Annotated in this window: 13 protein-coding genes; 10 read left to right on the top strand and 3 right to left on the bottom strand. The window is 44.2% G+C overall.

Translation table 11 applies throughout. The features are described 5' to 3' along the window. The first annotated feature begins 15 nt into the window (after nt 1–15). From buk to P3L57_RS12035, 5 genes are read left to right on the top strand one after another with little or no spacing between them, the layout of a single operon-like run. Entirely contained in the window at nt 16–1,101 is a 1,086-nt protein-coding gene (buk, locus tag P3L57_RS12055; protein ID WP_044154667.1) for a butyrate kinase, read from the top strand. A 19-nt stretch (nt 1,102–1,120) separates the two neighbouring features. After that, the gene (gene lpdA, locus P3L57_RS12050) at nt 1,121–2,545 is read left to right on the top strand and encodes a dihydrolipoyl dehydrogenase (RefSeq protein ID WP_059335391.1); all 1,425 of its coding nucleotides are present in this window, start codon (nt 1,121–1,123) and stop codon (nt 2,543–2,545) included. A 21-nt stretch (nt 2,546–2,566) separates the two neighbouring features. After that, nucleotides 2,567–3,559, top strand: a complete 993-nt coding sequence (gene bfmBAA, locus P3L57_RS12045) for a 3-methyl-2-oxobutanoate dehydrogenase subunit alpha (RefSeq protein ID WP_044154670.1) — start codon at nt 2,567–2,569, stop codon at nt 3,557–3,559. A 13-nt stretch (nt 3,560–3,572) separates the two neighbouring features. After that, a complete protein-coding gene (gene bfmBAB / locus P3L57_RS12040; protein ID WP_024121983.1) occupies nt 3,573–4,556 on the top strand; it encodes a 3-methyl-2-oxobutanoate dehydrogenase subunit beta in 984 nt (327 codons plus the stop codon). Between the two features lie 21 nt (nt 4,557–4,577). Further along, nucleotides 4,578–5,843 (top strand): dihydrolipoamide acetyltransferase family protein, encoded by a 1,266-nt coding sequence (locus P3L57_RS12035; protein ID WP_059293637.1) that lies wholly within the window; start codon nt 4,578–4,580, stop codon nt 5,841–5,843. A 61-nt stretch (nt 5,844–5,904) separates the two neighbouring features. On the opposite strand, the gene P3L57_RS12030 is transcribed toward P3L57_RS12035, so the two are convergent. The 3 genes from P3L57_RS12030 to P3L57_RS12020 all read right to left on the bottom strand — a co-directional run bounded on the left by P3L57_RS12030 (nt 5,905) and on the right by P3L57_RS12020 (nt 8,999). Then, nucleotides 5,905–6,741 (bottom strand): MerR family transcriptional regulator, encoded by an 837-nt coding sequence (locus tag P3L57_RS12030; protein WP_059352397.1) that lies wholly within the window; start codon nt 6,739–6,741, stop codon nt 5,905–5,907. Between the two features lie 71 nt (nt 6,742–6,812). After that, nucleotides 6,813–7,982, bottom strand: coding sequence for a multidrug efflux MFS transporter Bmr (gene bmr, locus P3L57_RS12025; protein ID WP_069487204.1), 1,170 nt, complete (start codon nt 7,980–7,982; stop codon nt 6,813–6,815). Between the two features lie 123 nt (nt 7,983–8,105). Further along, nucleotides 8,106–8,999, bottom strand: coding sequence for a YegS/Rv2252/BmrU family lipid kinase (locus P3L57_RS12020; RefSeq protein WP_069487205.1), 894 nt, complete (start codon nt 8,997–8,999; stop codon nt 8,106–8,108). A 161-nt stretch (nt 9,000–9,160) separates the two neighbouring features. Here P3L57_RS12020 and brxB point away from each other — a divergent pair, with 161 nt between their 5' ends. From brxB to P3L57_RS11995, 5 genes are all read left to right on the top strand, one after another. Further along, entirely contained in the window at nt 9,161–9,598 is a 438-nt protein-coding gene (brxB, locus tag P3L57_RS12015; protein WP_024121978.1) for a bacilliredoxin BrxB, read from the top strand. A gap of 269 nt (nt 9,599–9,867) precedes the next feature. Further along, nucleotides 9,868–10,635, top strand: coding sequence for an arginine ABC transporter substrate-binding protein ArtP (gene artP, locus P3L57_RS12010; RefSeq protein WP_069487206.1), 768 nt, complete (start codon nt 9,868–9,870; stop codon nt 10,633–10,635). An 80-nt stretch (nt 10,636–10,715) separates the two neighbouring features. After that, nucleotides 10,716–11,375 (top strand): arginine ABC transporter permease ArtQ, encoded by a 660-nt coding sequence (artQ, locus tag P3L57_RS12005; protein ID WP_014664528.1) that lies wholly within the window; start codon nt 10,716–10,718, stop codon nt 11,373–11,375. Continuing rightward, nucleotides 11,368–12,090: an arginine ABC transporter ATP-binding protein ArtM gene (gene artM, locus P3L57_RS12000; protein WP_059293640.1), complete on the top strand. Its 723-nt coding sequence runs from the start codon at nt 11,368–11,370 to the stop codon at nt 12,088–12,090. Before artQ ends, artM begins: the two co-directional genes overlap by 8 nt. A gap of 71 nt (nt 12,091–12,161) precedes the next feature. Further along, nucleotides 12,162–13,130, top strand: a complete 969-nt coding sequence (locus P3L57_RS11995; RefSeq protein WP_044156725.1) for an aromatic acid exporter family protein — start codon at nt 12,162–12,164, stop codon at nt 13,128–13,130. Nucleotides 13,131–13,155: the final 25 nt, after the last annotated feature.

Raw genomic sequence — 13,155 nt, 5'->3', positions numbered from 1 at the left:
TCTGGAGGTTTTGAAATGCTACATGATGAAAAACGCATTCTCACCATTAATCCAGGCTCAACTTCAACGAAAATCGGTGTTTTTCATAATGAACGCAGTATTTTTGAAAAAACACTGAGACACAACATAGAAGAGCTGCAGCAGTTCGACCATATTATTGACCAGTATGAGTTTCGAAAAAAGCATATCCTCGAAACGCTTCATGAACAGGGCATCAATATTTCAAAATTTGATGCTGTCTGTGCCAGAGGAGGTCTTCTCCGTCCGATAGAAGGCGGGACATATGAAGTGAATGACGGCATGATTGAGGACTTGAAAAGCGGTTATGCAGGACAGCATGCCTCCAATTTAGGAGGCATTATCGCAAGAGAAATTGCTGACGGCCTCAACATTCCATCTTATATTGTAGACCCTGTTGTAGTTGACGAAATGTCAGAGCTCGCTAAAATATCAGGCATGCCGGAAATTGAACGGAAAAGCATCTTTCATGCGTTAAACCAAAAAGCTGTCGCCCGTAAGGCGGCAGCCTCTCTTGGCAAACGATATGAGAATATGAAAATGATCATTACTCATTTGGGCGGCGGCATTACAATAGGTGTACATGACCGGGGCCGGGTGGTCGATGTCAACAACGGCCTTCACGGAGAGGGGCCGTTTAGTCCTGAACGCGCAGGAACAGTGCCTGCGGGGGATCTCGTCAATTTATGCTTTTCAGGAGAATATACAAAAGAAGAAATGATGAAAAAACTGGTGGGAACCGGCGGACTCTCCGGTTATCTCGGTACAAATGACGCTGTGAAAGTAGAACAAATGATTCAGGAGGGCGATGAAAAAGCCCGCTTAATTTTTGACGCCATGGCGTATCAGGTAGCGAAAGAAATCGGAGCAGCAAGCGCCGTTTTAAAAGGCGAAGTCGAGGCCATTGTTCTGACAGGAGGTCTGGCTTACGGCAAAAGCTTTGTTTCCAGCATCAGATCATACATAGATTGGATTTCGGACGTTTTAGTATATCCGGGAGAAAACGAACTGCAATCTCTGGCACAAGGGGCGCTCAGGGTATTGCAGGGCGAAGAGCAATCCAAACAATATCGCATTGAATAGACAGACAGGAGTGAGTCAGATGGCAACTGAGTATGATGTAGTCATTCTGGGCGGCGGTACAGGCGGTTATGTCGCGGCGATCAGAGCGGCGCAGCTCGGCTTAAAAACAGCCGTTGTAGAAAAAGAAAAGCTCGGCGGAACATGCCTGCATAAAGGCTGTATTCCGAGTAAAGCGCTGCTGAGAAGCGCGGAAGTGTACCGGACAGCCCGTGAAGCCGATCAATTCGGAGTCGAAACGTCTGGCGTTTCCCTCAACTTTGAAAAGGTACAGCACCGTAAGCAGGCTGTTGTTGATAAGCTTGCAGCAGGCGTCAATCATTTAATGAAAAAAGGAAAAATTGACGTGTATGACGGATATGGGCGCATCCTCGGACCGTCTATTTTCTCTCCGCTGCCGGGAACGATTTCTGTTGAACGGGGAAATGGCGAAGAAAATGACATGCTGATTCCGAAGCAGGTCATTATAGCAACAGGCTCAAGGCCGAGAATGCTTCCGGGTCTGGAAGCGGACGGAGAGTTTGTTTTGACCTCGGATGAAGCGCTCCAAATGGAGAAGCTTCCAAAATCGATGATCATCGTCGGCGGAGGGGTCATTGGAATCGAATGGGCATCCATGCTTCATGACTTTGGCGTAAACGTAACGGTTATTGAATATGCGGACCGGATATTGCCGACTGAAGACCAGGACATTTCAAAAGAGATGCAAAGCCTTCTTACGAAAAAAGGAATTCAGTTTGTCACAGGAGCTAAAGTGCTGCCTGATACGTTGAAAAAATCGTCAGGCGAAATCAGCATACAAGCGGAAAAAGACGGAGAAACCGTTACCTACTCTGCTGAAAAAATGCTCGTTTCCATCGGCAGACAGGCAAATATCGAAGGAATCGGGATAGAAAACACCGATATTGTCACTGAAAATGGCGTCATTTCAGTAAATGAAAGCTGCCAAACGAAGGAGTCTCATATTTATGCAATCGGAGACGTAATCGGTGGCCTTCAGCTAGCTCATGTTGCATCGCATGAAGGAATCATTGCCGTTGAGCATTTTGCGGGTCTCAATCCGCATCCGCTTGATCCAACACTTGTACCGAAGTGCATTTACTCAAGTCCTGAAGCTGCCAGTGTCGGCTTAACAGAAGATGAGGCAAAAGCGAATGGGCATAATGTCAAGATCGGCAAGTTCCCATTTATGGCAATTGGAAAAGCGCTTGTATATGGAGAAAGCGACGGATTTGTAAAAATCGTGGCGGACCGTGAAACGGATGATATTCTCGGCGTGCATATGATAGGCCCGCATGTCACTGACATGATATCAGAGGCAGGTCTTGCAAAAGTGCTGGATGCGACGCCATGGGAGGTCGGACAAACGATCCACCCGCACCCGACGCTGTCTGAAGCGATTGGAGAAGCAGCGCTTGCTGCAGATGGCAAAGCCATTCATTTTTAAAAGCATAAAGGAGGCGCTTGAATGAGTACAAACCGACATCAAGCATTAGGGCTGACTGATCAGGAAGCCGTTGATATGTATAGAACCATGCTGTTAGCAAGAAAAATCGATGAAAGAATGTGGCTGTTAAACCGCTCTGGTAAAATCCCGTTTGTTATCTCTTGTCAAGGACAGGAAGCAGCACAAGTAGGAGCAGCTTTCGCCCTTGACCGTGAAACAGACTATGTGCTGCCTTACTATAGAGACATGGGTGTCGTGCTTGCGTTTGGCATGACCGCGAAGGACTTAATGATGTCCGGGTTTGCCAAAGCAGCAGATCCAAACTCAGGAGGCCGCCAAATGCCGGGGCATTTCGGTCAAAAGGAAAACCGGATTGTGACGGGGTCATCTCCGGTAACAACGCAAGTGCCGCATGCGGTCGGCATTGCGCTGGCTGGACGCATGGAGAAAAAAGATATCGCGGCTTTTGTCACATTTGGAGAAGGATCTTCAAACCAAGGCGATTTCCATGAAGGGGCAAACTTTGCCGCTGTTCATAAGCTTCCGGTTATTTTTATGTGTGAAAACAATAAATACGCGATTTCGGTCCCTTACGATAAGCAAGTGGCATGTGAAAATATTTCAGATCGTGCCGTAGGCTATGGAATGCCTGGCGTAACTGTGAATGGAAACGATCCGCTCGAAGTTTATCAAGCGGTGAAAGAAGCGCGTGAACGGGCGAGCAGAGGAGAAGGCCCTACCTTAATTGAGACGATTTCTTACCGCCTGACACCGCATTCCAGCGATGACGACGACAGCAGCTACAGAGGCCGTGAAGAAGTAGAGGAAGCGAAAAAAAGTGATCCCCTGTTTACTTATCAAGCTTACTTAAAGGAAATAGGCCTGCTGACCGAAGAGATAGAACAAACCATGCTGGACGAAATCATGGCAATCATAAACGAGGCGACAGATGAAGCGGAGAACGCTCCTTATGCAGCTCCTGAGTCAGCGCTCGATTATGTGTATGCGAAGTAGGGAGGAAGTACAAATGTCAGTAATGTCATATATTGATGCGATCAATTTGGCAATGAAAGAAGAAATGGAACGAGATTCACGTGTCTTCGTTCTTGGGGAAGATGTAGGAAAAAAAGGCGGGGTATTTAAAGCCACAGCCGGTCTGTACGAACAATTTGGAGAAGAGCGTGTCATGGATACGCCGCTTGCTGAATCAGCGATCGCCGGAGTCGGTATCGGAGCGGCTATGTACGGCATGAGGCCGATTGCTGAAATGCAGTTTGCTGATTTTATAATGCCGGCGGTAAACCAGATTATTTCCGAGGCTGCTAAAATCCGCTACCGCAGCAACAATGACTGGAGCTGCCCGATCGTTGTCAGAGCGCCGTACGGTGGCGGCGTGCACGGAGCGCTTTATCATTCTCAATCAGTCGAAGCGATTTTCGCCAATCAGCCCGGACTAAAAATTGTGATGCCTTCAACGCCATATGACGCGAAAGGACTCTTAAAAGCCGCAGTTCGTGATGAAGACCCGGTGCTGTTTTTTGAGCACAAGCGCGCGTACCGTCTGATCAAAGGAGAGGTTCCGGCAGATGATTATGTACTTCCTATCGGCAAGGCTGATGTAAAAAGGGAAGGCGATGACATCACGGTGATCACATACGGGCTTTGTGTCCACTTTGCTTTACAGGCTGCAGAACGTCTCGAAAAAGACGGCATTTCTGTACATGTGGTGGATTTAAGAACGGTATACCCGCTTGATCAAGAAGCGATCATCGAAGCCGCATCCAAAACCGGAAAGGTCCTTTTGGTCACAGAAGATACAAAAGAGGGCAGTATCATGAGTGAGGTGGCTGCCATTATATCCGAGCATTGTCTGTTCGACTTAGACGCGCCGATCAAACGGCTTGCAGGTCCTGATATTCCGGCTATGCCTTATGCGCCGACAATGGAAAAATACTTTATGCTCAACCCTGATAAAGTAGAAGCGGCGATGAGAGAATTAGCGGAGTTTTAAAGACGTAAGGAGGATACGATCATGGCAATAGAACAAATGACGATGCCGCAGCTTGGCGAAAGCGTAACGGAGGGTACAATCAGCAAATGGCTTGTCGCCCCTGGAGATAAGGTGAACAAATACGATCCGATTGCGGAAGTCATGACAGATAAGGTAAACGCGGAGGTTCCGTCCTCTTTTACCGGTACAATAACAGAGCTTGTGGGAGAAGAAGGCCAGACCCTGCAAGTCGGAGAAGTGATTTGCAAAATCGAAATAGAAGGCGCAAAGCCGGCTGAACAAAAACAAGATCAGACGGAAGTGCCAACTGCCGGGCAAGCTGCTCCTGAAAGCAACACTGAAGCAGCCAGCCAGGCCAATAAGAAACGTTTTTCTCCAGCCGTACTTCGTTTGGCCGGAGAGCACGGCATTGATCTTGAGCAAGTGACAGGAACGGGCGCCGGAGGAAGGATTACGAGAAAAGATATTCAGCGTATCATTGATTCAGGCGGTGTTTCCGAACGGACTGAGGAGCCAAAAGCAGCTGCTCCTGCACCAGTGCAAAAACAGGAGACGAAAGAAGATGTTTCTCATCCTGCTTCAGCAGCCGGTGATAAAGAAATTCCTGTCACAGCTGTTAGAAAAGCGATCGCTTCAAATATGAAACGAAGCAAAACAGAAATTCCTCACGCTTGGACGATGATGGAAGTCGATGTCACAAACATGGTGGCATACCGAAACAGTATAAAAGATTCCTTCAAGAAAACTGAAGGCTTTAATTTAACTTTTTTCGCTTTTTTCGTAAAAGCGGTCGCTCAGGCGTTAAAAGAATACCCGCAAATGAACAGCATGTGGGCGGGGGACAAAATCATTCAGAAAAAAGATATCAATATTTCAATCGCGGTTGCCACGGAAGATTCTTTATTTGTTCCGGTGATCAAAAACGCTGATGAAAAAACAATTAAAGGTATTGCGAGAGAAATTACCGACCTTGCCAAAAAGGTAAGAGACGGAAAACTGTCAGCAGACGATATGCAGGGAGGAACGTTTACCGTCAACAATACAGGTTCTTTCGGATCTGTTCAGTCGATGGGAATCATCAATTATCCTCAGGCTGCGATTCTTCAAGTGGAATCGATCGTCAAACGCCCGGTTGTCATGGATCACGGCATGATTGCAGTCAGAGATATGGTCAATCTGTGCCTGTCTTTAGATCACAGAGTGCTTGACGGCCTCGTGTGCGGAAGATTCCTGGCGCGTGTCAAAGAAATTTTAGAATCTATAGATGAGAAAACCTCTGTCTACTAAACAAACAGAAAGAGCATTTTTTGAACGATAACTTCAAAAAATGCTCTTTTTCTATGTATCATTATTCTGCGATTCGAATTTTCATCTCAACCCGATATTCTTCTTGTTTTTTCGGCGAATAATGAATCGGTATGATTAACTCGTATACATCACTGATAACCGTTAATTGATGGTCCGCGATATACTTAATCAGCTTCTGTAAGTTGAGAAAATAATGCTCCGGCGAGAAATTATAAGCGATACAAACATATTTGCCTTTTGGTATCGTTGTGATTTCCATATCCGGCGTAATCGAAGAAATTTGTTTATTCGTTAAGACAGGCGTGAAAATATGACGGTAAGTCATTTCATCAATGTTGTTGTACGGCTGAAACGAGAAAGTAGCACCGTAGCTATTGTTCGTAAAACCATCAGCTGATTCGATAAAGGTTTTTAGTTTGCTGTATGAAGCGTTGAGCACGTTTTCAGGCCCGATTCCCTCTGCCTCTGTCTGTATAATCCGTATTTCTTCTTCATCTAGAACAAACACCTCACCGAGCGCAGGATATTCCATCTGCCGCTTCATTCGCTTTTTCACCAGAGCAATGGTCTGCTCCAATGTTGATAAAAAATCTAATTTCTCCTTGATTTGCTTTTCCTGCTCTGTATAAAAAGAAAACAGTTCTTCCATCTCTAATTCCTGTGCCTTTTTCATCTCTTCTAAAGGTGTGCCGATATATTTTAATGATTTAATCAAATCAAGATGATAGAGCTGGGAGTCTGTATAAAAGCGGTATTTGGTATCCGGGTCGACGTAGGCGGGTTTAAATAAATCAATCTTATCGTAATACCGAAGCGCTTTAATCGACACATTTGCCAGTTTTGAAACTTCTCCAATTGAGTAAAACGAGTCCTTCATGCCATCACTCCCCTTATGATCAGTATAATAAAAAAGCGCATCCTTTGCAGTACACAAAGAATACGCTTTTTTTACATGCTGGCTTTTATATGGGCAGGGGCTTTCCAGGCAATGGTCAGCGCAATGCCAATGGCTAAAGCTGCTGTTGCAAAATAGAATGGATAGTTTAAGTCAATATCGAATAGCATTCCCCCGATAATAGGGCCGAACACATTGCCGATGCTCGTAAACATTGAATTCATCCCGCCGGCAAACCCCTGTTCATTTCCCGCAATTTTTGACAGATAGGTTGTTACGGCCGGCCGCATAAGATCGAATCCGACAAATACGGTGAAGGTAACTAATAAAATCGCAGCATATGAATTTACGAGGGTCAGCAAAAACACAAGACTAGTTGAGAGAATTAAGCTGTAGCGGATTAAACGGATTTCCCCAAACCACCTTGTGAAGCGGTCGAATAACACGACTTGCGTGATGGCTCCGACAATTGCTCCACCAGTTATCAAAATGGCAATGTCACTGGCCGTAAATCCGAATTTATGATCAACAAATAACGCAAATAAAGATTCAAACGATGCTAATCCAAAAGACGATATTAAAATGATGAGAAAAGCAATGAAATACATAGGTGCAAAAATCCGCTTGAATCCTGTCTTTTGGCCCTCTATTTTCTCATTCTCAGGATTTCGCTCCGGTTCCCGAAGCGTCAGCATCGATAAAATGGCTGCTATTAACGCAAAGGCTGCCGCAAAGAAGAAAGGCAGACGGGAATGGATTTCCGCTAAAAATCCGCCAATGCCGGGACCGATAATAAAACCTGTTGAAATAGCGGCTGACATATAGCCGAGCGCTTTCGGCCGTGTTTTAACAGTAGTGATATCGGCGATAAAAGCCGTGACCCCGGGCATAATGAAAGCAGCACTGATACCGCCAAGCATACGGGATATAAATAAAATGTCAACTGTTTTTCCGATGCCGAATAAAAACTCTGAAACACTAAAAAACAACAGGCCAATCACGATCATAATTTTGCGTCCGAAGCGGTCAACCCAGCGTCCGGCGATTGGTGACACAATAAGCTGCGTAACAGCGAAGCATGCAACCATATAGCCGACCGCGGTACCGGATAAATGCAATTCATTCATAATCGAGGGTGTTACCGGAATCACAAGCCCGATCCCTAAAAAAGCAATGAATAAATTGGTTAATAATATAGCTAATGTGATGTTCTGTTTCTTCATGTGACTTCCCCTTTTTACGAAAGTGTATCCCTTATACTGTAAGACCTCCTCTTAGGGGAGAGTCAACGGATTTCTTTCTATGAAGCTGTTCTCACTTTATAAACGTCCATGACCAGCGGACAGTTATTCATTGCGGGGAATAAGCATGTCAATGTGCTGCGGAAGGACTTGAATCACAGTGGGTGTATGTGTATACACTTCTCCATCTGTATCAGCCTTTTTAACAGTATCCGTTTCAATTTCGACGCGAGAGGCCTGAACATAGGAAAGCTCTCCGGTGAATCGCTCTATTGTACCCTGTTCCATATTCATCAGCTCACGCAAAGCGGAGAGATTGGTGCTGCGGCAAATGAGGATATCAAGTAATCCGTCACATATACTGGCATCCGGCAGGGGAATTCGATTCGTTCCGATGTACTGTCCGTTCATGACAAGCAGCATAACGGCTTCATCTTTTATCTCTTGCCCATCGATTGTCAATGAAATAGGAAAAGATTCAGCAGATGAGACGGTCCGTAACGCGCTTGTAAAATAGCTGATTTTTCCTAATAGGGCTTTTTCCGTTTCGTTGATTTGATTCGATGTTTCTGCGATCAGGCCGATCCCCCAGAAATTCAAAAAATAACGATCGTTCATCTGGCACACATCAACCTTGGATTTTTTTCCTGACACAAGTGCTTCGGCTGCCTTTGCAAGATTTTGAGGAATGCCCAGGACTCTTGAAAAGTCATTGCACGTTCCGCCGGGCAAAATACCGACAGCTGGCCTTCTTTCTAAAGTACTGATGCCGTTGATGCATTGATGGACTGTACCGTCGCCGCCGAGAATAAAGACAGTCTCGATAGAATCATCTATTGAACGGCAAAAATGATAGGCATCGTCTTTTTTCTTTGTCTGTTTAATGATCACCTCATCTAACGATTGTGATAAAACCGGCACAACAGCTCCCAATGCTTTTTCTATATTTTTGTTGCCGGCGTTTCCGTTATGAATAAGTAAAGCTTTCCTGTGGCTCATACAAAACTGCTCCTTTATTTATACATCTGATTATATAATTCCCTTTTCTTGTAAGCAGTAAACGGAAAGCAAAAAATCCTCCGATATAAGCGGTGGCATTTGCCGATAAGGCGGTTTCCTTGCTATCATAAGAACAGATGATGAAAAAGGAGAGGTCTTCATTGAACATGGACTTTAATTTATTTATGAATGATGTTGTCCGCCAAGCGAGACAAGAAATTACGGCTGCCGGATATACCGAGCTGAAAACAGCTGAAGAGGTGGACGAGGCACTTACGAAAAAAGGAACGACGCTTGTCATGGTCAACTCTGTCTGCGGATGCGCGGGCGGGATCGCAAGACCGGCTGCATACCATTCCGTTCATTATGACAAAAGACCTGACCAGCTCGTGACTGTGTTTGCGGGACAGGATAAAGAAGCGACGGCAAGAGCGCGCGAATATTTCGAAGGATATCCGCCATCCTCTCCGTCATTTGCTATTCTAAAAGACGGGAAAATCATGAAAATGGTGGAGCGTCATGAAATTGAAGGCCATGAGCCGATGGCAGTTGTCTCAAAACTGCAGGAAGCCTTCGAAGAATATTGCGAAGAAGTATAAGATAATAAAACCCCGGATGCCCGAGCGGCACGGGGTTTTTTTGTGCATAAAATTCCAAGTGATAATGAATAAATATTAGAGTTTATTCAATAGCTACGCTACAGAAGATGTCCTTTTATATAGTAATATGAAAAGAGATTGCTGGAAAAATAAGCTTCGAGATAATTTTTAAAAATAGTATTGCATAAAAATAAGAAAGTGTTTAAAATACAAATTAACGAATAAATATTCAAATATGATAAAAGTAATGAATATGGGGGAAATGGATCATGAAAAAATGGCTCTTATTACTGATAGCTGCGTGCATCACCTTTGCATTATCTGCTTGCGGCTCAAGCAGTTCAGGTTCAGAAAGCGGCAAGAAAAAATTAGTTATGGGAACTTCGGCGGATTACAAACCGTTTGAATATAAAGATGGCGATAACATTGTCGGTTTTGATGTAGATTTGGCAAAGGCCCTTGCGAAGAAAACCGGCTACGAAATTGAAGTGCAGGATATGGACTTTAACAGCTTAATTACAGCACTGAAATCAAAGCAAGTTGATTTGGTTTTGTCAGGAATGACACCGACGCCTGATCGTAAAAAACAAGTTGATTTTTCCGATGTATATTACACAGCGAATCATATGATTGTCAGCAAAAAAGACAGCGGCATTAAGTCTTTAAAAGATCTGAAAGGAAAAACAGTCGGCGTTCAGCTTGGCTCCATTCAGGAAGAGAAGGGGAAAGAGCTTTCTCCGGAATATGATTTTAAAACAGAAGACCGCAACAGAATTTCTGATTTGGTGCAGGAAATCAAATCTGACCGCTTTGACGCCGCGATTATTGAAGACATGGTGGCAGAAGGGTATTTCAAATCAAATGATGACCTGCAGGGCTTCGTGATTCCTGATGCGAAAGCGGAAGAAGCCGGTTCTGCGATTGCTTTCAGAAAAGACAGTGAACTGACGGCCAAATTCAATAAAGCGCTCAAAGAAATGCAAGATAACGGAGAGCTCGAAAAATTGAAGAAAAAATGGTTCACTGGCGAGAAGTAAAAAAAGCGGCTCAACTTTTTCGTTGAGCCTTTTTATTGAATAGGAAATCTTTTTTCCTGTAAGAAAAGGAGACAAAGGCTATGAATTTGGATTTTTCAGCAACGATTCCCCAAATTCCTTTTATATTAGAAGGCTTAGCAATCACATTAAAAATTGTTGTTGTATCTGCTATTATCGGACTTATATTAGGGATTGTGCTAAGCTTATGCAAGATCAGCACATTCCGCCCGCTGATCTGGATTGCTGATTTTTACACATCAGTATTTCGCGGCACGCCTTTAGTGCTGCAGCTTATGATTGTTTATTTTGGGCTCCCACAGCTGCTCGGCTTTCAAATTGACCAGTTTTGGGCGGCGGTTGTCGCATTGTCACTGAATTCCGCTGCTTATGTATCGGAAATTATCAGAGCGGGAATCAACGCAATTGATAAAGGGCAAAAAGAGGCTGCTGTCGCACTGGGTGTTCCGTACGGCAAAATGATGAAGGATCTGCTTTTGCCGCAGGCCTTCAAAAATATATCACCTGCCATTGTAAATGAATTAATTACGTTAACAAAAGAATCGGCGATCGTTACAGTTATTGGTCTTGGCGATGTCATGAGACGCGCGTATCAAGCTGGCGCCGCCACTTACAATTACCTTGAGCCGCTGATTATCGCCGGTTTGATTTATTATGTGCTTGTCCTTATTTTAACGTTTATCGGCAAGGCTGTAGAAAGGAAGCTGAAATCCAATGATTAAGGTTGAAAAGCTGTCAAAATCATTTGGGAAACATGAAGTATTAAAAAACATTTCAACAAACATCGCTGAAGGTGAGGTTGTTGCCGTCATCGGCCCTTCAGGCTCAGGCAAATCAACATTTCTTCGCTGTTTGAATCTCTTGGAGAAACCTAACGGCGGAACCATCACAATTAAAGACAAAGAGATTACGCAGCCGAAAACCAATTCATTAAAGGTACGAGAAAACATCGGAATGGTATTTCAGCATTTTCATCTTTTTCCGCATAAAACGGTTCTCGAAAATATCATGTACGCGCCTGTAAATGTCAAAAAAGAATCCAAGCAGACTGCACAGGGAAAAGCTGAGGACCTGCTGCGCAAAGTCGGATTGTTTGAAAAGCGAAATGACTATCCAAACCGTTTATCAGGCGGACAAAAGCAGCGTGTCGCCATCGCCCGTGCTTTGGCAATGAATCCTGAAATCATGCTGTTCGACGAGCCGACATCCGCGCTTGACCCTGAAATGGTCAAAGAAGTGCTCCAGGTCATGAAAGAACTGGTCGAAACCGGTATGACCATGGTAATCGTTACACACGAAATGGGCTTTGCAAAAGAAGTGGCCGACCGCGTGTTATTTATGGATGAAGGGATGATTGTCGAGGACGGCAATCCGAAAGAATTTTTTCTTTCGCCAAAATCCAAAAGAGCGCAGGACTTTTTAGAAAAAATATTATAGAATATAGGGAAAAAGGAGAAGGCTTGTGCTTCTTCTTTTTTGTTGAAGAAACAAATAGAATGGAGTCCGACATGTTTAAAATTGGTTACCGCACAATAAAGACAGCACTTGGAACAGCTCTGGCTATTTATATAAGCCAGCTATTGCATTTGCAAAACTTCGCATCAGCAGGAATCATCACCATTTTGTGCATACAAATCACACAAAAACGGTCGCTACAAGCGTCATGGGCCCGATTTGCAGCATGCTGTCTGGCAATTCTCTTTTCCTATCTCTTTTTCGAACTGATTGGTTATCATCCGTTTGTCATTGGATTGCTTTTGCTGATTTTCATCCCAACAACAGTTGTATTAAAAATCAACGAAGGCATCGTCACCAGCTCTGTTATTATCCTTCATCTGTATATGTCCGGCGGCATTACGCCCCAATTCATCTGGAATGAAGTCCAGTTAATTACGGTGGGAATCGGCGTCGCTCTTTTAATGAATCTGTATATGCCGAGCCTTGACCGAAAGCTGATCGCCTATCGAAAAAAGATAGAGGACAATTTTGCTGTCATTTTCGCAGAAATCGAACGGTATTTGCTAACTGGTGAGCAAGATTGGACAGGAAAAGAAATTCCGGAAACACACCAGTTAATCACTGAAGCCAAAAACCTGGCGTACAGAGATGTACAAAACCACATACTGCGCCACGAAAATCAGCACTATCATTATTTTAAAATGAGAGAAAAACAATTTGAAATCTTCGAGCGCCTTCTTCCTAAAGTGACATCCATCTCCATTACGGTGGATCAGGGAAAAATGATTGCTGAATTTCTTCGCGATCTGCGGGAAGCAATTCACCCGGGGAATACAGCCTACAAATTTTTGAAAAGACTTGCTGACATGAGAAAAGAATTCGAAGAGATGCCGCTTCCTGCGACAAGAGAAGAATTTGAAGCGAGAGCCGCACTCTTTCATCTTCTTGGGGAAATGGAGCAATATTTAGTGATCAAAAGTTATTTCAAAGGAATCAAACAAGAAAAATCGCTCGCTTAACTCGCATGAGCTCATCCTACATTGG

The sequence above is a fragment of the Bacillus sp. B28 genome (assembly GCF_029536185.1).
Classification (GTDB): domain Bacteria; phylum Bacillota; class Bacilli; order Bacillales; family Bacillaceae; genus Bacillus; species Bacillus halotolerans.
This window is presented reverse-complemented; position numbering and strand designations above follow the sequence as displayed.